The sequence below is a fragment of the Nocardia sp. FDAARGOS_372 genome (assembly GCF_002554515.1).
Classification (GTDB): Bacteria; Actinomycetota; Actinomycetes; order Mycobacteriales; family Mycobacteriaceae; genus Nocardia; species Nocardia farcinica.
Genome location: NZ_PDDW01000001.1, coordinates 5,143,646 through 5,163,166, shown reverse-complemented (window position 1 = coordinate 5,163,166; position 19,521 = coordinate 5,143,646). Strand labels below are relative to the sequence as shown.

The 19,521-nt window shown below is 71.5% G+C and carries 23 protein-coding genes; 12 read left to right on the top strand and 11 right to left on the bottom strand.

The window, feature by feature from the left end; all coding sequences use genetic code 11:
* Nucleotides 1-70: 70 nt before the first annotated feature.
* The 5 genes from CRM89_RS24245 to CRM89_RS24225 all read left to right on the top strand — a co-directional run bounded on the left by CRM89_RS24245 (nt 71) and on the right by CRM89_RS24225 (nt 4,972).
* Nucleotides 71-1,051, top strand: coding sequence for a metal ABC transporter solute-binding protein, Zn/Mn family (locus CRM89_RS24245; RefSeq protein ID WP_229434845.1), 981 nt, complete (start codon nt 71-73; stop codon nt 1,049-1,051).
* Between the two features lie 126 nt (nt 1,052-1,177).
* A complete protein-coding gene (locus CRM89_RS24240; protein ID WP_098087110.1) occupies nt 1,178-2,014 on the top strand; it encodes a metal ABC transporter ATP-binding protein in 837 nt (278 codons plus the stop codon).
* Nucleotides 2,014-2,880: a metal ABC transporter permease gene (locus tag CRM89_RS24235; RefSeq protein ID WP_086839283.1), complete on the top strand. Its 867-nt coding sequence runs from the start codon at nt 2,014-2,016 to the stop codon at nt 2,878-2,880. The genes CRM89_RS24240 and CRM89_RS24235 overlap by 1 nt, the downstream gene beginning before the upstream one ends.
* 93 nt (nt 2,881-2,973) lie before the next feature.
* A complete protein-coding gene (locus tag CRM89_RS24230; RefSeq protein ID WP_041560602.1) occupies nt 2,974-4,143 on the top strand; it encodes an acyl-CoA dehydrogenase family protein in 1,170 nt (389 codons plus the stop codon).
* A 19-nt stretch (nt 4,144-4,162) separates the two neighbouring features.
* Nucleotides 4,163-4,972: an enoyl-CoA hydratase/isomerase family protein gene (locus tag CRM89_RS24225; protein WP_011206970.1), complete on the top strand. Its 810-nt coding sequence runs from the start codon at nt 4,163-4,165 to the stop codon at nt 4,970-4,972.
* A 37-nt stretch (nt 4,973-5,009) separates the two neighbouring features.
* On the opposite strand, the gene CRM89_RS24220 is transcribed toward CRM89_RS24225, so the two are convergent.
* The 6 genes from CRM89_RS24220 to carD form a co-directional block, all read right to left on the bottom strand.
* Nucleotides 5,010-5,288, bottom strand: a complete 279-nt coding sequence (locus CRM89_RS24220; protein WP_098086397.1) for a DUF4190 domain-containing protein — start codon at nt 5,286-5,288, stop codon at nt 5,010-5,012.
* 123 nt (nt 5,289-5,411) lie between these two features.
* Nucleotides 5,412-6,386, bottom strand: a complete 975-nt coding sequence (rlmB, locus tag CRM89_RS24215; RefSeq protein ID WP_011206968.1) for a 23S rRNA (guanosine(2251)-2'-O)-methyltransferase RlmB — start codon at nt 6,384-6,386, stop codon at nt 5,412-5,414.
* Nucleotides 6,386-7,789, bottom strand: coding sequence for a cysteine--tRNA ligase (gene cysS / locus CRM89_RS24210; RefSeq protein ID WP_060593723.1), 1,404 nt, complete (start codon nt 7,787-7,789; stop codon nt 6,386-6,388). Before cysS ends, rlmB begins: the two co-directional genes overlap by 1 nt.
* Nucleotides 7,790-7,855: 66 nt before the next feature.
* Entirely contained in the window at nt 7,856-8,323 is a 468-nt protein-coding gene (gene ispF / locus CRM89_RS24205) for a 2-C-methyl-D-erythritol 2,4-cyclodiphosphate synthase (RefSeq protein ID WP_060593724.1), read from the bottom strand.
* Between the two features lie 57 nt (nt 8,324-8,380).
* Complete coding sequence (gene ispD, locus CRM89_RS24200; protein WP_098086395.1) at nt 8,381-9,073, bottom strand: 2-C-methyl-D-erythritol 4-phosphate cytidylyltransferase; 693 nt, start codon at nt 9,071-9,073, stop codon at nt 8,381-8,383.
* A gap of 2 nt (nt 9,074-9,075) precedes the next feature.
* Nucleotides 9,076-9,564: an RNA polymerase-binding transcription factor CarD gene (gene carD, locus CRM89_RS24195; protein WP_011206964.1), complete on the bottom strand. Its 489-nt coding sequence runs from the start codon at nt 9,562-9,564 to the stop codon at nt 9,076-9,078.
* Between the two features lie 351 nt (nt 9,565-9,915).
* Between carD and CRM89_RS24190 the strand changes: the two genes are divergently transcribed.
* Together CRM89_RS24190 and radA are read left to right on the top strand one after the other, a co-directional pair.
* Entirely contained in the window at nt 9,916-10,587 is a 672-nt protein-coding gene (locus tag CRM89_RS24190; protein WP_076573951.1) for a hypothetical protein, read from the top strand.
* 96 nt (nt 10,588-10,683) lie between these two features.
* On the top strand, nt 10,684-12,072 hold the full coding sequence (gene radA / locus CRM89_RS24185; protein WP_060593727.1) for a DNA repair protein RadA: 1,389 nt from the start codon (nt 10,684-10,686) through the stop codon (nt 12,070-12,072).
* 25 nt (nt 12,073-12,097) lie between these two features.
* On the opposite strand, the gene CRM89_RS24180 is transcribed toward radA, so the two are convergent.
* Together CRM89_RS24180 and CRM89_RS24175 are read right to left on the bottom strand one after the other, a co-directional pair.
* Complete coding sequence (locus CRM89_RS24180) at nt 12,098-12,763, bottom strand: hypothetical protein (RefSeq protein ID WP_098086393.1); 666 nt, start codon at nt 12,761-12,763, stop codon at nt 12,098-12,100.
* Between the two features lie 123 nt (nt 12,764-12,886).
* The gene (locus tag CRM89_RS24175) at nt 12,887-13,510 is read right to left on the bottom strand and encodes a carbonic anhydrase (RefSeq protein WP_011206959.1); all 624 of its coding nucleotides are present in this window, start codon (nt 13,508-13,510) and stop codon (nt 12,887-12,889) included.
* Nucleotides 13,511-13,633: 123 nt separating this feature from the next.
* Between CRM89_RS24175 and CRM89_RS24170 the strand changes: the two genes are divergently transcribed.
* Entirely contained in the window at nt 13,634-14,533 is a 900-nt protein-coding gene (locus CRM89_RS24170; RefSeq protein WP_280180479.1) for an A/G-specific adenine glycosylase, read from the top strand.
* A gap of 7 nt (nt 14,534-14,540) precedes the next feature.
* On the opposite strand, the gene CRM89_RS24165 is transcribed toward CRM89_RS24170, so the two are convergent.
* Nucleotides 14,541-15,290, bottom strand: coding sequence for an alpha/beta fold hydrolase (locus CRM89_RS24165; protein ID WP_011206957.1), 750 nt, complete (start codon nt 15,288-15,290; stop codon nt 14,541-14,543).
* A 40-nt stretch (nt 15,291-15,330) separates the two neighbouring features.
* Here CRM89_RS24165 and mhuD point away from each other — a divergent pair, with 40 nt between their 5' ends.
* The 3 genes from mhuD (at nt 15,331) to CRM89_RS24150 (ending at nt 16,808) form a co-directional block, all read left to right on the top strand.
* Nucleotides 15,331-15,654 carry a mycobilin-forming heme oxygenase MhuD gene (gene mhuD, locus CRM89_RS24160; protein ID WP_011206956.1) on the top strand — a complete coding sequence of 108 codons (324 nt, stop codon included), beginning with the start codon at nt 15,331-15,333 and terminating at the stop codon, nt 15,652-15,654.
* A gap of 183 nt (nt 15,655-15,837) precedes the next feature.
* A complete protein-coding gene (locus CRM89_RS24155) occupies nt 15,838-16,035 on the top strand; it encodes a CbtB-domain containing protein (RefSeq protein WP_060593732.1) in 198 nt (65 codons plus the stop codon).
* A complete protein-coding gene (locus CRM89_RS24150) occupies nt 16,026-16,808 on the top strand; it encodes a CbtA family protein (RefSeq protein ID WP_098086390.1) in 783 nt (260 codons plus the stop codon). The genes CRM89_RS24155 and CRM89_RS24150 overlap by 10 nt, the downstream gene beginning before the upstream one ends.
* A gap of 104 nt (nt 16,809-16,912) precedes the next feature.
* On the opposite strand, the gene CRM89_RS24145 is transcribed toward CRM89_RS24150, so the two are convergent.
* Nucleotides 16,913-17,353 carry an OsmC family peroxiredoxin gene (locus CRM89_RS24145; RefSeq protein ID WP_011206953.1) on the bottom strand — a complete coding sequence of 147 codons (441 nt, stop codon included), beginning with the start codon at nt 17,351-17,353 and terminating at the stop codon, nt 16,913-16,915.
* Between the two features lie 89 nt (nt 17,354-17,442).
* Nucleotides 17,443-17,901 carry an SRPBCC domain-containing protein gene (locus CRM89_RS24140; RefSeq protein ID WP_011206952.1) on the bottom strand — a complete coding sequence of 153 codons (459 nt, stop codon included), beginning with the start codon at nt 17,899-17,901 and terminating at the stop codon, nt 17,443-17,445.
* 70 nt (nt 17,902-17,971) lie between these two features.
* On the opposite strand from CRM89_RS24140, the gene CRM89_RS24135 reads away from it, so the two are divergent.
* Entirely contained in the window at nt 17,972-19,471 is a 1,500-nt protein-coding gene (locus CRM89_RS24135; protein WP_011206951.1) for a sensor histidine kinase, read from the top strand.
* Nucleotides 19,472-19,521: the final 50 nt, after the last annotated feature.

The window sequence follows — 19,521 nt, the reverse complement described above, 5'->3', positions numbered from 1 at the left end:
GGTGATATCGCACAGGTGCGCTACTCTTTAATGGAAATCGTTTCCGTTTCAAGTAGTGTGGAGTCCCGTCGTGAGGAACAGAATCACCCGGTTCGCCGGCATCGCCCTTGGCGCGGTCACCATCGCCGCCGCGACGGCCTGCTCCGGCGGCTCCGACGGCGGCGACCGGATCACCGTGGTGGCCTCCACCAACGTCTGGGGTGACATCGCCGCGGCCGTGGCCGGGCCCGATGCCGAGGTGAGTTCGCTGATCTCCGACCCCGCCGCCGACCCGCACTCCTACGAGGTGACCGCCGTCCAGGCGGCCGAACTGTCCGACGCCGACCTGATCGTCTACAACGGCGGGCACTACGACGAGTTCATCGACAAGGCCATCGGTGGCAAGAACAAGCGCACCGTGAACGCCGTCGAGATCGCGGGCGGCGGCGGCGCGGACGAGCACGGTCACGACCACGGCGCCGAGGGCGACGCCCAGGCCGCCCCGGCCGACGGCCACGACCACGGCAACCACGAGCACGACGCGCACGAGCACGACAACGAGCACGTCTGGTACGACACCCACGTCGCGGGCGAGGTGGCCGAGCGGATCGCCGATTCGCTGGGCGAACTGGACCCCGACCACCGGCAGGCCTACGCCGACCGGGCCGCCGCCTTCACCGCGCGCCTGGCCGGAATCGACGCCGTCGTCGACCGGATCGCCGCCGAGCACCCGAACGAGCCGGTGGTGCAGACCGAGCCGCTGGCGCAGTACCTGGTGCTGGCCGCCAAGGCCGACGACCGCACGCCGCACGAGTTCCAGGAGGCCATCGAGCAGGGCACCGATCCCTCGCCGGCCGCCGTCGCCGCGGTGCGCGACCTGATCACCACCAAGCAGGTGCGCGCGCTGATCTACAACGTGCAGACCGAGGACAAGATCACCAAGGACATCCGCGCCCTCGCCGACACCGCGGGCATCGCGGTGGTCGAGGTGACCGAAACCCTGCCCGAAGGCCTGGATTACATTCAGTGGCAGACCCGCAACGCCGAGGCACTCGCCACCGCACTCGCCTGAGACATGCCCCGGACCCGTCCACTTCGCCCCCAGGGAGCAGCGCTGACCGAGCCGATCGAACGGGCCACGCCGCCCGACGCCGCCGCACCCGCCGCCGTCACCCCGGACGCGCGGCGCGAGTCCGCCGTGCCCGCGGTCCGGCTGCGCGCGGCGCGGCTGTCCTTCGGCGAGCGCACCCTGTGGGACGGCCTCGACCTGGACATCCGGCCCGGCGAATTCGTCGCGGTGCTCGGCCCGAACGGCTCGGGCAAGACCTCGTTGCTCAAGGTGCTGCTCGGCCAGCTCCAGCTGACCGAGGGGACCGCCGAGGTGGTCGGCAAGCCGGCCAGGGCGGGCAACGCCGACATCGGCTACATCCCGCAGCAGCGCACCATCGACGCCGGAGTCCAGCTGCGCGGGGTGGATCTGGTCGGCCTCGGTGTGGACGGGCACCGCTGGGGCCTCGGCCTGCGCGGGCGCGCCGAGCGCAACCGCAAGGTGGCCGCCGCCGTCGCCGCGGTGGGCGCGCAGCACTACGCCCACGCGCCGCTCGAGACCATGTCCGGTGGCGAACAGCAGCGGCTGCGGGTGGCGCAGGCCCTCGTCGGTGATCCCGAGGTGCTGCTGTGCGACGAACCGCTGCTCAGCCTGGACCTGGCCAATCAACGGCTGGTCGCCGAACTGATCGACAAGCGCAGGCGCAGCCACGACACCGCCGTCCTGTTCGTCACCCACGAGATCAACCCGATCCTGCCGTTGGTGGACCGGGTGCTGTATCTGGTGGACGGGCGATTCCGCATCGGCACCCCCGCCGAGGTGATGACCTCCGAGGTGCTCTCCGAGCTGTACCGCACCGAGGTCGACGTGCTGCGGGTGCGCGGGCGGCTGGTCGTGGTCGGCACCGGCGACACCCTCGACGCCCTCGGCTCGGCCGGGGCCGAACACTGTCACGCCGAGCCGAGCCACAGCGGGGTCAACGCCTGATGGACAAACTGGCCGACGTACTCGGCAAGATGTTCGACCTGTCCACCACCGCCGACCTGCTCTCCTACGACTTCGTGCAGCAGGCGGTGCTCGCGGCCGCGCTGCTCGGCCTGCTCGCCGGTGCGATCGGTCCGCTGATCATCAGCAGGCAGATGTCCTTCGCCGTGCACGGCACCAGTGAGCTGTCGCTGACCGGCGCGGCGGCCGCGCTGCTCGCGGGCATCGGCGTGGGCATCGGCGCGATCGCCGGGTCGGTGGTGGCGGCGGTGCTGTTCGGCCTGCTCGGCACCCGCGCCCGCGAGCGCGATTCGGTGATCGCGGTGGTGCTCTCGTTCGGTCTCGGCCTGTCGGTGCTGTTCCTGTGGCTCGGGCCCGAACGTGCCGGATCGAAGTTCTCGCTGCTCACCGGTCAGGTGGTGGCCGTCGGCTACAGCGGCCTCGCGCTGCTGATCACCTGCACCGTGCTGGTGCTGGCGGTGCTGGCGGCGATCTACCGGCCACTGCTGTTCGCCAGCGCCGACCCCGAGGTGGCCGTCGCGCGCGGCGTGCCGGTGCGCGCGCTGGCGGTGGTGTTCGCGGTGCTGCTGGGCGTGACCGCCGCCTTCGGCGTGCAGATCGTCGGGGCGCTGCTGGTGCTGGCACTGCTCATCACCCCCGCCGCGGCGGCCGCGCAGGTGACCGCGAATCCGGTGCGGGCCACCGTGCTGGCGATCGTGTTCGCCGAGCTGGCGGCCGTGGGCGGCATCCTGCTGTCGCTGGCGCCGGGCGTGCCGGTGTCGACGTTCGTCACCGCCATCTCGTTCGCCATCTACCTGCTCTGCCGCCTCATCGGCGCACGTCGCCGCAGGTCCGTGGCGGTACGCTGATCGTCGGCAACTTTTGAGGGCAGCCGACCTCAGTCGGGTGCGCGCGGTTTCGTATGCTCGATCCGACCGCCCACCGAACGAATGGTTGCCACCGTGATCGACTTCTCGATTCCCGCCGACCTCGCCGCCGAGCGCGACCGCGTCCGCCGATTCGTCATCGACAAGATCGTCCCGTTCGAGCGCGACCCGCGCCTGACCGCGCACGGCCCGACCGACGAGCTGCGCCAGGAACTGGTGGAACTGGCCCGCGCGGAGAAGCTGCTCACCGTGCAGGCGCCCGAGGAGTTCGGTGGCCGCGGCCTCAGCCACGTCGAACAGGCGGTCATCTACGAGGCGGCGGGCTGGTCCACCCTCGGCCCGGTCGCGATGAACTGTGCCGCCCCCGACGAGGGCAACATGTACCTGCTCGGCAAGATCGCCGACCGCGACCAGATCGACCGCTACCTCATGCCGGTGATCAACGGGCACCAGCGCTCGGTCTTCGCCATGACCGAACCCGAAGGCGCGGGCTCCGATCCCGGCCAGCTGTCCACCGAGGCGGTGTTCGACGGCGAGAACTTCGTCGTCAACGGGCGCAAGTGGCTCATCACCGGCGCCGACGGAGCCAAGACCTGGATCATCATGGCGCGCCTCGCGCCCAATCCGCACCTGCCCGAAGGGCCGACCCTGTTCCTCACCGACGGCGACCAGCCCGGCATCGTCATCGAGCGGACCATGAACACGATGGACCGCAACTACGTCGCCGGCCACGGCGTGGTGCGCTTCGACAACCTCACCCTGCCCAGGTCGGCCCTGCTCGGCGAGGCCGGACAGGCGCTGCGGTACGCCCAGCTGCGGCTGGCCCCGGCCCGGCTCACCCACTGCATGCGCTGGCTCGGCGCGGCCGAGCGCGCGCAGAGCATCGCCGTGCAGCACGCCAGGACCCGTACCGCGTTCGGCAAGACCATCGGCGAGCACCAGGGTGTGTCGTTCATGCTGGCCGACAACGAGATCGCCCTGCACCAGTGCCGGTTGACCATCTGGCACGCGTGCTGGCTGATGGACCAGGGCGAGAAGGCCCGCCACGAGAGCTCGATGGCGAAGTCCTATGTCTCCGAGGAGCTGTTCAAGGTCGCCGACCGGTGCGTGCAGGTGCTCGGCGGCATCGGCATCAGCGACGAGACGGTGGTCGAGATGATCTTCCGTGACATGCGCGCATTCCGGCTGTACGACGGCCCGACCGAGGTCCACAAGTACGCGATCGGCCGCAAAATCCTCCGCTGATTTCGGCTACCATCCCCCCATGAGTTCGGAACTGCTCGTCGATGTCTCCGCGGGCATCGCCGTCCTCACCCTCAATCGCCCCGCCCAGCAGAACGCCTTCACCCCCACGATGGCGGCCGAGCTGGGCGCGGCCCTGGCCCGCTGCGACGCCGAGGACGCGATCCGGGCCGTGGTCATCACCGGCACGCCGCCGGCGTTCTGCGCCGGTGCCGATCTGTCCCACCGCGTCGGCGAGGTCAGCGCGACCATCGAGCCCGCGCCCTGGCGGGTGCGCAAGCCGGTGATCGCGGCGGTCAACGGGCACGCGGTCGGCCTCGGGCTGGCGCTGGCCCTGCAGTGCGACCTGCGGTACCTGGCCCGCGACGCGGTGTACGGACTCAACCAGGTGCGCCGCGGCGTGCTCGCCGACGGCTACGCGCACTGGACGCTGCCGCGCCTGGCCGGCATGGCCAACGCCGCCGACATCATGCTCACCGGCCGCACCTTCGACGGCGAGGAGGCCAAGGCGATGGGCCTGGCGAACGCCTGCCTGGCCGGCGGCGAAGTGCTGCCGACGGCGCTGTCGGTGGCACACGATCTGGCCAACGGCTCCGCGCCGCTACCGGTCGCGCTGTCCAAGCGCCTGCTCTGGGAGAGCCTCGGCATGACGCCGGGCATGGTGGGCAGGCTCGAGTCGGAACTGAACGCCCACGTGGCCAAGAGCGTCGACGGCGGCGAGGCGATGGCGGCCTTCCGCGACCGCCGCCAGCCGAACTGGACCGGCAGCATCAGCACCGAATGGCCCACCTGGGACGAGAATTCGGAGCCGGACCGCCCCAGCCTCGACTGACCGCCTCGGCACCCGGCAGCGCACCGGAGGCACCCGCTCAGGCGTTGCCGCCGAGCACCACCAACAGGAACAGCACCGCCATGATGATCATCAGCACGGTGCCGATGACGCCGAGGATGTAGCCGACCATCACCTGCACACGGCCGCCGATCGCGCCGCCGGACGCCTCGATCTGGTCGAGTGCCCGCTTGCCCAGCGCCCACGCCACCGGGCCGAGGACACCGCAGCAGAGGATGCTCGCCGCACCGAGAAACAACACCGCCGTGGCGTGTGGATGCTCGATCGGCGTGCCGATGGGCTGATTGGGTATCACCACCAGCCGAATTCTACGGGGCCCGAGCGCATCCGCGCGTCTTTTACCGCCGCACCGGGTCACCCGGGCGTTTCGCGCATGGCCGCGGACGGCGATCGTAAGCGCTTGCGGCGCAGTGGCGTTCGGTCAGCGGCGACGCTGGCGGGCGATCTCGGAGAGCACCACACCCGCCGCGACCGAGGCGTTCAGCGATTCGACCGGCCCGGCCATCGGAATGCTCAACACCGAGTCGCAGGTCTCGCGCACCAGCCGCGACAGGCCCTTGCCCTCCGAACCGACCACGATCACGGTCGGATCGGTACCGTCGAACTCGTCGAGCGAGGTGTCGCCGCCCGCGTCCAGGCCGACGATCTGCATCCCCTGGTTGGCCCAATCCTTGAGCGTGCGCGTCAGATTCGTCGCGCGCGCGACCGGCAGCCTGGCCGCCGCGCCCGCGCTGGTGCGCCAGGCCACCGCGGTGACGCTGGCGCTGCGGCGCTGCGGAATCAGCACGCCGTGACCGCCGAACGCGGCCACCGAGCGGATCACCGCGCCGAGATTGCGCGGATCGGAGATGTTGTCCAGCGCGACGAGCAGCGCGGGCTCGGCCGAGGAGCGCGCCCGCTCGGCCAGATCGTCGGGGTGGGCGTAGCGGTATGGCGGCACCTGCAACGCCAGGCCCTGGTGCAGGCCGTTGGAGCTCATCCGGTCCAGGTCGGTGCGCGGCACCTCGAGGATCGAGATGCCGGTGTCGGCGGCCAGTTTCACGCTCTCGGTGAGCCGCTCGTCGTTCTCGGTGCCGACGGCCACGTACAGCGCGGTCGCGGGCACCCCCGCGCGCAGGCACTCCACCACGGGATTGCGGCCGAGCACCAACTCCGGGCCGTCGTCGTTCTTGCGGCCGGCCGGACGCCCCGCCGCACCACGCGGGCCGGCCTTCGCCGCGGCCTTCGCCTTGGCGGCGGCCCGCTTGGCCGCCGGATGCTTGGTGCGCATCTCCGCGGGCGGCGTGGCGCCGCGGCCCTCCAGTCCGCGCCTGCGCTTGCCGCCGGAGCCGACGACCTGCCCCTTCTTGGTGCCGCTCTTGCGCACGGCGCCGCGTCGTTGCGAATTCCCTGCCATCAGTTCGCCTTTCCGCGCGCGGTGCGCAGCGACCACTCGGGGCCGTTCGGGGTGTCGGTGACGTCGATGCCCGCGGCGTGCAGCCGGTCGCGCACCGCGTCGGCGGTGGCCCAGTCCTTGTCGGCGCGCGCCTGCTGGCGTCGGTCCAGCTCGGCGCGGACCAGCACGTCGAGCGCCGTCTGGGCGACCGAATCGTCCTGCTTGTCGTCCCACTGCGGGTCGAACGGGCACACGCCGAGAATGCCGAGCATGGCGCGGACCTGACCGCCCAGCTCGCGCGCGGTGTCGACGGCACCCGCCTCCAGCGCCTTGTTGCCCTCGGTCACCAGGCGGAACACCTCGGCCAGCGCGCGCGGCACCGCGAGATCGTCGTCCATCGCCTCGGCGAACGCGTCGGTCCATTTGCCCACCGGGATCTCCCCCACCCGCTCCGCGGTGCGGTGCAGGAACGCCTCGATGCGCTGGTACCCCGCCACCGCGTCGTCGAGCGCCTTGTCGGAGTATTCCAGCATCGAGCGGTAGTGCGCGCTGCCGAGGTAGAAGCGCAGCTCCACCGCGCGCACCTTGGTGAGCATGTTCGGCACCGAGAGCACGTTGCCCAGCGACTTGGACATCTTCTCCCCGCCCATCGTCACCCAGCCGTTGTGCAGCCAGTAGCGGGCGAAGCCGTCACCGGCCGCCTTGGACTGGGCGATCTCGTTCTCGTGGTGCGGGAACACCAGATCCATGCCGCCGCAATGGATGTCGAACTCGGCGCCGAGGTAGAACTCGGCCATCGCCGAGCACTCCAGATGCCAGCCGGGGCGACCGGGGCCCCACGGGGACGGCCAGCTCGGCTCACCGGGCTTGGCGGCCTTCCACAGCGTGAAGTCCCGCGGGTCGCGCTTGCCCTCGCCGGCGCTCTCGCCCTGGTGTACGTCGTCGAGCTTGTGGCCGGACAGGGCGCCGTACTCGGGGTAGCTCTGCACGTCGAAGTAGACGTTGCCGGCCGAGGCGTAGGCGTGCCCGCGCTCGATCAGCCGCCGCATCAGCTCGACCATCTGGGTGATGTGCCCGGTGGCCCGCGGCTCGGCCGAGGGCGGCTGCACACCCAGCAGCCGGTAGGCGCGATCGAAGGCACGCTCGTAGGTGGCCGCCCACTCCCACCACGGACGGCCCGCCTCGGCGGCCTTGTTCAGGATCTTGTCGTCGATGTCGGTGACGTTGCGGATGAACCAGACGTCGTAGTCGTGCGCCTGCAGCCAGCGGCGCAGCACGTCGAAGGCCACTCCGGAGCGCACGTGACCGATGTGCGGCTCGCCCTGCACGGTGGCGCCACAGAGGTACACCGAAGCGCGGCCGGGAACCAGCGGCGCGAATTCGCGCATGGTTCGGCTTTCGGTGTCAAAGAGGCGCAGTGTCACGGGGGCGATCCTAGTCGGTCGTAGCAGGGCGTTCGTGTCGCGGCTCGACGGAACGCGGCCGCGGTGCTATACGCGCGGCCGCAGCAGCGCGGTGGCGACCGCGGCGATGCCCTCGCCGCGGCCGGTGAGGCCGAGTCCGTCGGTGGTCGTGCCGGACACCGAGACGGGCGCGTCGAGCAGGTCACCGAGCACCCGCTGGGCTTCGGCGCGGCGCGGTCCGATCTTCGGCCGGTTGCCGATCACCTGCACGGCGGCGTTGACGACCTCGAAGCCCGCTTCGCCGAGCAACCGCCTGACCTCGGTGAGCATGGCCGCGCCGGAGACGTTGGCCCATTCCGGACGGCCGGTGCCGAACACCGCGCCCACGTCGCCCAGTCCGGCCGCCGAGAGCAGCGCGTCGCACAGCGCGTGCGCCGCCACGTCACCGTCGGAATGCCCGGAACAGCCGTCCTCGCCCTCGAAGAGCAGCCCGGCCATCCAGCACGGACGGCCCGGCTCGATGGGGTGCACGTCGCTGCCGATTCCCACTCGCATGCCGACGACGTTCTCACACCGTCGACGGGGCGCCGAGCGGGGGCGGCGCGAGTTCGGTCACAGCGCGGCGCGGCGGTCGAGCAGCGTTTCGGCCAGCCGCAGATCCAGCGGCGTGGTGATCTTGAAGGCGAGCGGATCACCGGCGACGGTGTGCACCGGCTCGCCGAGCCGCTCGACCAGGCCCGCGTCGTCGGTGGCCGGTACGTCGGCCGCGTACGCCGCGCGCAGCAGATCGGCGGTGAAGCCCTGTGGAGTCTGGACGGCGCGCAGCGCGGCGCGGTCGGGCGTGCCGGTGACGACGCCCGCGGCGTCGACGGACTTCACGGTGTCGACCACCGGGAGGGCGGGCACCACCGCGCGACGACCCGCGCGGAGTTCGCCGACGATTCGCCCGATCAGCGCGGGCGGGGTGAGCGCCCGAGCGGCGTCGTGCACCAGGAAATACCCGGCATCCGGGGCGGCGGCGAGTCCGGCGCGGACCGAATCGGTCCGCTCGGCACCGCCGACCACGACCCGCACGACCTCCGAGGGCGGCAGCAGGGCGACTGCGCTCTCGACCCATTCGGCGGGCACCATCACGATGATGCGGTCGACCACCCCGGCGGCCAGCAGGCCGTCGACAGCGAGTCGAACCATGGGTGTGCCGCCGACCGGGACGAACGCTTTGGGAGATTGCTCACCCAGGCGCACGCCACGACCGGCGGCAGGAACCAACGCAACGACGGAACCGCCGTTGTCGGCGTCGTTCACGGTCAGGAAGCCGCTGCGAGGACCTCGTCGAGCAGCGTCTCGGCCTTGCCGTCGTCGGTGCCCTCGGCGAGCGCCAGCTCACCGACCAGGATCTGCCGGGCCTTGGCCAGCATCCGCTTCTCACCGGCGGACAGGCCGCGGTCCTGCTCCCGGCGCCACAGGTCGCGCACGACCTCGGCCACCTTGTTCACATCGCCGGAGGCGAGCTTCTCCAGGTTGGCCTTGTAGCGGCGGGACCAGTTGGTCGGCTCCTCGGTGTGCGGCGCACGTAGCACCTGGAAGACTCGATCGAGACCCTCCTGGCCCACGACATCGCGCACGCCGACGTATTCGGCGTTCTCCGCGGGTACGCGTACGGTCAGGTCGCCCTGGGCGACCTTGAGGACCAGGTATTCCTTTTGCTCACCCTTGATGGTGCGAGTCTCGATTGCTTCGATCAGCGCCGCTCCGTGGTGGGGGTAAACGACGGTGTCTCCGACCTTAAAAATCATGTGTCCCGTGCCCCTTTCGATGTTCACAGTTTAACATGCGACTCGATAACGGCGCGATCAACTGTGCAGGTCAGGGCCACAACGAGGGCACCGCCGGGGTTGACAGAACAGCCGGGGTGTGCATCACGTTGTGCCAGAACGAGTTATCGACGGGCATCACCTGCGGCTGCCCGGAACGGGTGTCGTGGCGGTCACGTGGCAAACCCCCGCGCGACCCGTCAACCGTTATGCAACGGATGCCGACGCGCCCGTGTCGACGACCCCGTAACCAGCGCGCGCGAGTCGACTACTACGCTGCCTAGTTACTACTCTCCGTAGCGGAGTGTGCCCGGTCGACATGGAGGACAAGCCGTGACTGCCCTGAACTCACGTCTGATGGTGACGGTGGCCGCATTCGCCGCCGGCGCCGCGCTCGCGCTGTCCGGCTGCAGCGCGGGTCAGATCTCGCAGACCGCGAATCAGGCTTCGGCGATCAACGGCAACTTTGCCGACGTCGAGGAGATCTCGCTGCGCAACGTGCACATCGTGTTCCCCGGCGAGGGCTACACCAACACCCAGGGCGGCAAGGCGCTGCTCGCGCTGTCGGTGGTGAACAACAGCGAGACCACCGCCGACGAGCTGACCAGCATCACCACCGACCTCGGCCAGGTCGAGATCACCCCGCCCGCCGGCAAGTCGCGCTTCGAGATCGGCCCGCAGCAGATCGTCGTCGCGGCCCCCGCGCAGACCGGCGCGTCCGCCGCGGGCGAGCACGGCGACGGCCACGGTTCCGCGACCACCTCCCCCGCCCCGACCACCACGGCACAGCCCGCCGCGGACCAGGACGAGGCCGAGCACGCCCTCATCGAGATCACCGGGCTCACCAAGGACATCACCCCCGGCCTCGCCTACACCGTCTCGTTCAACTTCAAGGAGAACGGCACCGTGCAGGTCCAGGTGCCCGTCGACGCGGGCACCGAGGCCGAGCGGCACGAGTCGCCGCTGTCCGGCCCGGCGCCGGAGGGCCACGGCGGCGGCCACTGAGGCGCCCCACCGCCACCCCGATCCAGACCGAAAGGCTGTCGCACCCGGTGCGGCAGCCTTTCTCGTCCTGTCGGCCCGGCTGCGTATCGTGCCGGTGTGGCAAAGACCAAGGCGATCTTCCGGTGCTCGGCCTGCTCGCACGAAGTGGCCAAATGGGTGGGCAAGTGCCCGGACTGCGGCGCCTGGGGCACGGTGGACGAGGTGGCGGTCTCGGCCACGGCGCCGGGTGCGCCCGGTCGGCGCGCGATGCTGCCGAGCACCGCGGCCGCACCGATCTCCGCGATCGATTCGCAGGTCACCAAGGCCCGGCCCACCGGAGTGTCGGAACTGGACCGGGTGCTCGGCGGCGGGGTGGTGGCCGGATCGGTGGTGCTGCTCTCCGGTGAACCCGGGGTGGGCAAGTCCACCCTGCTGCTCGAGGTCGCCCACCAGTGGGCGCGCCGGCCCGGGGAGAAGGCGCTCTACGTCACCGCCGAGGAGTCGGCCGGGCAGGTCCGGCTGCGCGCCGACCGCACCGGCGCCGTGCACGAGCAGGTCTTCCTCGCCGCGGAGTCGGACCTGTCGATCGTGCTCGGCCACGTCGAGCAGGTGCGGCCGACGCTGCTGGTGGTGGACTCGGTGCAGACCATGCTCGCGCCCGAGGCGGAGGGCGTCATCGGCGGTGTCACCCAGGTCCGGGCGGTGACCGCGGCACTCACCTCGCTGGCCAAGGCCAGCGGTATCGCGGTGCTGCTGGTCGGTCACGTCACCAAGGACGGCAACGTGGCCGGGCCCCGCACCCTCGAGCACCTGGTGGACGTGGTGCTCCAGTTCGAGGGCGACAAGAACTCCACGCTGCGCATGGTGCGCGGCATCAAGAACCGCTTCGGCAGCGCCGACGAGGTGGGCTGCTTCGAACTGCACGAGGACGGCATCGCCTGCGTGGACGACCCGTCCGGGCTGTTCCTGCACCACCGCACCGACCCGGTGCCGGGCACCGCGGTCACCGTGGCCATGGACGGCAAGCGGCCGCTGGTCGGCGAGGTGCAGGGGCTGACGGTGAAGACCGAGATCCCGGCACCGCGCCGCGCGGTCAGCGGCCTGGACTACAACCGGGTCGCGATGGTGCTCGCGGTGCTGCAGAGCCGCGGCCGGGTGTTCCTCGGCAAGCACGACGTGTACGCCGCCACCGTCGGCGGCATGCGGCTGGCCGAACCCGCCGCCGACCTGGCCATCGCACTGGCCATCGCCAGCGCGGAATGCGATACCGCGCTGCCCGCCGGCTGGGTGATCCTCGGCGAGGTCGGCCTGGCGGGCGAGGTGCGCAAGGTGACCGGTGTGGCGCGGCGGCTGGCCGAGGCCGAGCGGCTCGGTTTCACCACCGCGCTGGTGCCGCCCGGCTCGGAGCGGTTGAAGGGCGCGACCATTCGCGTCCACGAGGTCGGGGACGTGCGTTCGGCGTTGCGCATCAGCGGATTACGCGGACGCAAGTCCGGCGGTGACTGATTCCGCGCCGATCAGGCGATACCCGTCAGGCGATGTTGAACGGCTCGGCGGCGCTGCGCACCGAGCCCAGTTGCGCCACAACGGAATAGGCCCCCGGCGGGACCGGGACGCGCTCGCCCGCGCAGTTGGGCTGCGAGGTGGAGCCGGACCAGGTGACCTGGAAGGCCGCCTGTTCGCCGCGATCGAGGGTGCGCACGTCGGGCTGGCCGTCGGGGTAGCAGTCGGTGCTGGCCCAGAGCCTGCGGGTGCCGTCGAGGGTCTGGACGAAGACCTGCTGGGCGGCGGAGCCGACGTCCCGCGCGCACGGCTCGGCGGAGATGTTGGTGATCACGATGCCGAAGACCGGCTGTTCCCCCACCCGGTAGGTCGGCTGCGCGACGGTCACCTTCACCGCCAGCGACTGGTCCGGGCACTGGTTGGCCACCGGCGCCTCGGCGGTCGTGCTCGCCCCGGAGGACTTGGGCGCGCTCGGATCGGCGCTGCCGGACGGCTTGGTGGTCTCGGTGGCCCGATCGGCCGAGGAGGTCGAGGTGGTCGTGGCGGCCGCCGCGTCACCCGGCGAGTCACCGCCGCGCGCCACCATCAGCACGAGCCAAATCACCAGCGCGAGCACCACGACGAGGATCCCGACGGCGAAAACACGACGACGCCAGTAGATCTCCGGTGGCAGCGGTCCAGTCGGTTCCAGCACGATTCAAACTTACGGCCACCGCGGGGTGCGTTGGTTCAGGACCTCGGCGTGTCGGCCCCGCAGGGGGCCGCGCGCCGAGGTCGACGCCCACCGCACGCTGGAGTTATGTCGGCTGTGTCTGGTTCAGACGACTTCACCGATGTTGCCGACGACACGCTGCAGCTGCACCTTGCCCTCGGCCAACTTGTAGGTCACGCACGCGATGGCGAGCTGGCCGGACTCGACCTTCTCGGAGATGATCATCGAACGCTGCATGAGCAGCTTGCTCGTCTCCACCACGTGTCGCGCTTCCATCTCGTCCACGCTGGACAGCCCTTCGCGGCGGCCGACCAGGATGGACGGGGCGACCCGCTCGACGACGCTGCGGATGAACCCGCCGGGCACCTCGCCGCCATCGAGGGCGTCGATGGTGGCCTTGACGGCGCCGCAGCTGTCGTGGCCGAGCACCACGATCAACGGCACGTCGAGCACCGCCACGCCGTACTCGATGGAGCCGAGGACCGAGCTGTCGATGACGTGGCCCGCGGTGCGGACCACGAACATGTCGCCGAGGCCCTGGTCGAAGATCAGTTCGGCGGCCACGCGGGAGTCACCGCAGCCGAACAGGATCGCGGAAGGATGTTGCCCGGCGACGAGCTTGGCTCGGTCCGCGGCGCCCTGGCTAGGATGCAGCAGGTTGCCACTGACGAATCGCTCATTTCCCTCGCGGAGGGACTTCCAGGCGCTGATCGGGTTGGAGCGAGGCATATCAACCATTGTGCACACGAGCATCATTACCAGCGAGTCGGTCCCGTTACGGGCGGGCGAAGAGGACCTGGCGTGGTGGCGGCGGAGACGGTGAGGACAGTGCGGAGCGGGGCGGATCGACAGGTGGGCGCGCAGGTGGCCGACGGCGGCGGAATCGACCACGACGCGCTGCTGGACTGGTACGCCGCAGCGGCCCGCGACCTGCCGTGGCGGCGCCCCGGCGTGACCGCGTGGCAGATCCTGATGAGCGAGATCATGCTCCAGCAGACGCCGGTCGCCCGGGTGCAGCCGATCTGGCTGGAGTGGGTGCGGCGCTGGCCGGTGCCCTCGGCGATGGCGGCCTCCTCCCAGGCCGAGGTGTTGCGCGCCTGGGGCAAGCTGGGCTATCCGCGCCGGGCGCTGCGGCTGCACGAATGCGCCGGGGTGCTCGCCGCCGAGCACGGCGACGAGGTGCCCGCCGACGTGGACGTCCTGCTCGGACTGCCCGGCATCGGCGCCTACACCGCCCGCGCGGTGGCCTGCTTCGCCTACGGCATGCGGGTGCCGGTGGTGGACACCAACGTCCGGCGGGTGGTGGCCCGTGCGGTGCACGGCCGCGCCGAGGCGGGCAATCCGTCCGCGCGGGATCTCGCCGAGACCGAGGCGCTGCTGCCCGCGCAGGTCGAACCGGCCGCCCGCTTCTCGGCGGCGCTGATGGAGCTCGGCGCCACCGTGTGCACCGCCCGCAATCCGGATTGCGGCCGCTGCCCGCTACCGCGCTGCGCATGGGTGAGCGCGGGGCGCCCCGCCTCGGAGGTGGTGCGGCGCACGCAGAAGTACGAGGGCACCGATCGGCAGGCGCGCGGCCGGCTGCTGGACGTGTTGCGCGCGGCCAGCGGCCCGGTGGAGCGGGTGCGCCTGGACCTGGCCTGGACCCGCGACCCCGGCCAGCGCGACCGTGCGCTGGACTCGCTGCTGGTGGACGGCCTGATCGAGCAGACCGCCGACGGCCTGTTCGCCCTGGCGGGCGAAGGCGAACGTTGAACCGGAGCTAGGGCGCGCCGAGCACCCGGTCGAGGAACCTCGCCACCTCCGCGCGGTACCGCCGCGGCTGTTCGTCGTGCACCAGATGCCCGGCGCCGGCGACCCGCACGTACTCCGCGTGCGGATTGACCGCCGCCATCTCGCGCATCTGACCGGGCGGGGTGATGGTGTGCTCGCCCTCGATGAGCAGCGCGGGCACCCGCACGGCCCGCCACTCGGCCCAGAACGAGCGCCCGCCCCACTCCTCGGAGATGTCGCGGAAGGTGGCCACCGAGCCGTGCAGCCGGTACCCCTGCGGGCCGTGTTCGAAGGAGTTGAGGAAGTAGCGCCCGGCCACCGGGCCGAAGTACGACAGCACCGCGTCGGCATCGGGGAACGGCTGCGGCCAGGACTCGATCATCGCGGCCCAGTCGGCGGCGGTGCGGCCGGTGAAATCCGGGGCGATGTCCTCGACCACCAGCGCCCGCACCCGCTCGGGGTGGTGCGCGGCGAACACCCAGCCGTGCAGCCCGCCCATCGAATGCCCGATCACCGCCATGGGCTCGCCGATCCCGGCGGTGGCCTCGGCCAGGTCGGCGACGAACGCCTCGGTGGTGAGTTCCGGTGGCGCGGGGCGGCCGTGGCCTGCGGCGTCGAAGGTGTAGACGTGGCCGTGGCCGCGCAACCAGTCCAGGTGTCCGGCCCAGGTGCGCGCGCTGCCCATCAGTCCGTGCAGCAACAGGATCGGGGCGCCTGCGCCGCCTTCGTCGTACAACATCGCCTCGATTGTGCACCGGCGACCGACGTATTGTCGGGACATGGCAGTTGTGAAGATCAACGCGATCGAGGTCCCCGAGGGCGCCGGACCGGAGCTGGAGAAGCGGTTCGCCCACCGCGCGCACGCCGTGGAGAACTCCCCCGGCTTCCTCGGCTTCCAGTTGCTGCGGCCGGTCGCGGGTGACAACCGCTACTTCGTGGTGACCCAGTGGGACTCCGAGGAGTCGTTCGCGGCCTGGCGCGACGGCCCGGCGCGGGCCGCGCACGCCGGCAGCGGCGAGCAGAAGCCGGTCGCCACCGGCGCCTCGCTGCTCGAGTTCGAGGTCGTGCTCGACGTGCCCGCCAAGGCCGGCGCCGGGGAATGAGCTGATCACCTCGGCCGCACCGTATTGACGCCGCATGCGTCGCGGTGCCATTGTGCGAGGTGACCGAGCGAGGGTGACGCGGTAATCCCGGTGGAATTCCGGAGCGGTCGCGCCACTGTAGAGCCAGACACCGGCACCCTCGCACCACCGCCGACGGGACGCTGAATCCCGAGGAGGACACCCATGGCCATCGCGCATTCCCCCGCCACCAGGTCGACCGATTCGGTCGCCACCGTGCTCGTCACGGTCGGTGTCGTTCTGCTCGCACTGCTCACGCTCTACCTGGTCGGCTTCGATCAGGGCGCCGTCTCGCGCGGCGGGATGTTCCTGCACGAGCTGATGCACGACGGACGTCACCTGCTGGGTGTGCCGTGCCACTGACCGGATCGCTGAAGACCCTGCTGTTGCGTGGCCTGCTGGCCGGTCTGATCGCCGGTCTGCTGGCGGCCACCGTGGGACATTTCGTGGGCGAGCCGAAGGTCGAGGCGGCCATCGCCTTGGAAGAGGCCCTGGCCGCGACGCCGGAAGAGGCCCCGGCGGAGGCGGCGCACTCGCACGAGGGCGCGTCCGCCCATTCGCACGCTGACGACGAGGCGTTGGTCAGCCGTACCGGGCAGAAATTCGGCCAGTTCCTCGCGCTCGGGCTCACCGGGCTGGCGTTGGGCGCGATGTTCGCCGCGGCGGCTCATCACGCCCGCCGCTGGACCGCACTGTCCGGGCCCGCGCTCGCACTGGTGCTGGCGGCGGGCGGCTGGGCGGCCGTGGTGGCGGTGCCGTTCTTCAAGTACCCGGCCAATCCGCCCGCGGTGGGCGATCCGGACACCATCGATCACCGCACTCTGTTGTGGTTCGCGGTGGTGCTGCTCGGCATCGCCGCGGTGGGTGCGGGCGGGTTCGTTCACCGGCTGCTCGCCGGACACCCGGCGACGCTTCGGCTGATCGCGGGCGTGCTCGCGTTCGTCGCGGTCACCGCGGTCGGGTATGTGGCGTTGCCCGGCGTGGACGAGGTGCCCGCGGGATTCCCGCCCAGCCTGCTCTGGCAGTTCCGGGTCTCCTCGCTGGCGGTGTCGGCCACGCTGTGGACCGCGCTCGGACTCGGCTTCGCCGCGCTCACCGAACGCGCGGCCCGGTCGCGGGAACTCGTCGCCGCCTGAGCGCACGACACGGGAAAGGGCGGTGCGGTCCCGGGACCGCACCGCCCTTTCTCGTCGGCACCGTTCTTCTCGTCGGCAGGGCGCTTTCTCGGCGCGGCCGGAGCTCAGGCGAGGGCGGCGTCCAGGCTGATGGAGTCGACACCGGCCAGCGCCTTCGACACCGGGCAGCCCGCCTTGGCGGCCTCGGCCGCCGCCTGGAACCCGTCGGCGTCCAGACCCTGCACGCGGCCACGCACGGTCAGCTGGATGCCGGTGATGCGAAAGCCGCCCGCCGGGTCGGGGCCGAGCGTGACGTCGGCGGTCACGTCCAGGCTCTCCGGGGTGCCGCCCGCATTGGCGATCTGCGCCGACAACGCCATCGCGTAGCAGGAGGAGTGCGCGGCGGCGATCAGCTCCTCCGGGCTGGTGGTGCCGTCGGCGGAGTCGGCGGAACGCTTCGGGAACGACACGTCGTACTTGCCGACGCCGGAGCTGGCCAGCTCCACCTGACCGGAACCGTCCTGCAGACCACCTGTCCATGCGGTGCGCGCGGTACGTGTTGGCATCATTGTCCTTTCACGATGTGAGCCGTACTACTCCTGCACGATCGAACCTACCCGCGCGCCGCGTTCCGCGCGCCCGTTCCCCGGTCCCGTCAGGCGCGATTCGGTTCGCCGGAGATCCGCTCGTCGAGCTGCTCGAGCATCCGCGGCCACACCTGCTGGTGCAGGTCGCGCACGGCCGCACTGGCGAAGCCTGCGTGCGCGAGCCGCAACCGGATGCCGCGCGGCTGCTTCACCAGCTCCACCCGCACCACCGTCTCGGCGCCCTCGGTGGCGGCGGTGACCCAGGTGAACTCCACCTCGCGGTCGGGGGTCAGCCGCAGGAACCGGCCGTAGTGCGGGTTGCGCTTGCCCTCGAACTCGGTCTCGAAATAGAACGGCTCGCCGACCTCTGGCCGCATCCGCACCGAGTCCGGCGCCGCGAGCCAGATGTCGAAGCCGCGGGTGAGCGCCGCGTAGAGCAGCGACGCGGGTGCCGTCATCACCCGCTCCACGGACAGCTCGTGCGGGCGTGCGGACAGATCGGGAAGGCGAGTGGACTGGTCGACCATGCCCGGACCTTACCCGGGAAAATCGTCGCATGACCGGAGCCGCAGCGGCACGGCCGAATAGGCTGCAGGGGTGACACCGCCAGGCATAGCGAATCGGGACTCGATCGTGCGCGACTGCGCCATCGCCTTGATCGTCGCGATGATCCAGGTCGCGGGTGGGCGTGCGGCGAATGTGGGGCAGACCGGGGTCCGTTCGCTGGATGTGCTCGGCTGCGTGTTGCTGCTGGCCGGCCCGATCGCCCTGGTTTTCCGGCAGGTGGAACCGCTGCCGGTGTTGGTGCTGGCGCTGGCCGCGTGCGGGATCTACCTGGCCCTGGACTACGGCTACGGTCCGGTGTTCCTCGCGCCCGCGGTCGCCTTCCTCACCGCCGCGGTGAGCGGATCACGCTGGTGGACTTATCCTTTCGTGCCCGCGAGCTTCGTGATATTCGTCTGGCCGGTGCCCGCCCTGCTCGGGCGCGGGCCCGGCGTGGCGGTGGTGTGCGCCGCGGCGGGGTGGCTGGTGGTGCTGGTGGCCGCGGCCGAGGCGGTGCGGGTGCGGCGGGCGATGGCGCGGTTGCGGGAGGAGCGCTTCGACGCGGCCCGGCGGGCCGAGGCCGCGCAGCGCGAGCGGTTCGCCTGCGAGGAGCGGCTCACCGCCGCCCGTGAACTGCACGACGTGCTGGCACACAGCCTTTCGCTCATCAACGTGCAGTCCTCGGTGGCGCTGGAGCTGTTCGAACGCAAGCCGATGCAGGCCCGCTCCGCGCTGGCGGCGATCAAGAAGGCCAGCAAGGATTCGCTCGACGAGGTGCACGCGCTGTTGCCGACCATCCGGCGCGGCCCGTTCGCCGGGCCACTCGCCGACGACAAGACCGCCGATCCGGATCGGCCGCGGCGGCCGGGCAAGCGCGGCGGCGTGAGCGGCAGACTCGGCCTGCCGGTGGACCGCACCCGGCACGACCGCGAGCCCCGCCGCGACCCGCGCCGGACCCCCGCCGAACCGGCGCCCGGCCCACGCGCCCCCGAGCCCGGTCTCGCCGACCTGGACGCGCTCGTCCAGCGCGCCCGCGCGACCGGGCTCACGGTGCAGATCAAGGTCGTCGGGGATCCGGTCGAGCTGCCCGAGGCCATCGATACCGCCGCCGCGGGGATCGTGCAGGAATCGCTGACCAACGTCATCCGGCACGCCGTCGGCGCCACCGCCACCGTGACCGTCCGCTACACCGCCGAATCGGTCGACATCACCGTCGACAACGGCAGGCCCGCCGGACCGCAGACCCGGTCACCGGGAGCGGGGAACGGCATCATCGGCATGCGGGAACGGGCGCACGCACTCGGTGGCGCGCTGACGGCGGGTCCGCGGCCGAGCGGCGGCTACCGGGTCGCCGCCAGGCTGCCGGTGCGGGTCGCGCCGACGCCGCCGACCGCCGCCGGGAACGGCGGCGGCGCACCCGACCCCTCCGGCGCGGACCGGCCGGTCGAGCGCGTCGCATCGTCGCCGGAGCCCGAGGCGCCCGGCGGGAACGGGCACCCGTTGGAGACGGACAACTCGCCGCTCCCCGCCGAGGCGCGCGCACCGGAGTCCTGACCCGGCAACGACATTCGCACCCGATCGACATTCGCACCCGATCGCCGGGT

Bases quoted from the DNA above. Each gene is read 5' to 3' on its own strand.
- CRM89_RS24235 (WP_086839283.1), top strand. From the start codon at position 2,014: ATGGACAAACTGGCCGACGTACTCGGCAAGATGTTCGACCTGTCCACC.
- CRM89_RS24140 (WP_011206952.1), bottom strand. From the start codon at position 17,901: ATGGTCGACCAGTCCACTCGCCTTCCCGATCTGTCCGCACGCCCGCAC.
- CRM89_RS24225 (WP_011206970.1), top strand. From the start codon at position 4,163: ATGAGTTCGGAACTGCTCGTCGATGTCTCCGCGGGCATCGCCGTCCTC.
- CRM89_RS24165 (WP_011206957.1), bottom strand. From the start codon at position 15,290: ATGTTGTACGACGAAGGCGGCGCAGGCGCCCCGATCCTGTTGCTGCAC.
- ispF (WP_060593724.1), bottom strand. From the start codon at position 8,323: ATGCGAGTGGGAATCGGCAGCGACGTGCACCCCATCGAGCCGGGCCGT.
- CRM89_RS24145 (WP_011206953.1), bottom strand. From the start codon at position 17,353: ATGCCAACACGTACCGCGCGCACCGCATGGACAGGTGGTCTGCAGGAC.
- mhuD (WP_011206956.1), top strand. From the start codon at position 15,331: ATGGCAGTTGTGAAGATCAACGCGATCGAGGTCCCCGAGGGCGCCGGA.
- CRM89_RS24155 (WP_060593732.1), top strand. From the start codon at position 15,838: ATGGCCATCGCGCATTCCCCCGCCACCAGGTCGACCGATTCGGTCGCC.
- rlmB (WP_011206968.1), bottom strand. From the start codon at position 6,386: ATGGCAGGGAATTCGCAACGACGCGGCGCCGTGCGCAAGAGCGGCACC.
- carD (WP_011206964.1), bottom strand. From the start codon at position 9,564: ATGATTTTTAAGGTCGGAGACACCGTCGTTTACCCCCACCACGGAGCG.
- CRM89_RS24175 (WP_011206959.1), bottom strand. From the start codon at position 13,510: ATGCCTCGCTCCAACCCGATCAGCGCCTGGAAGTCCCTCCGCGAGGGA.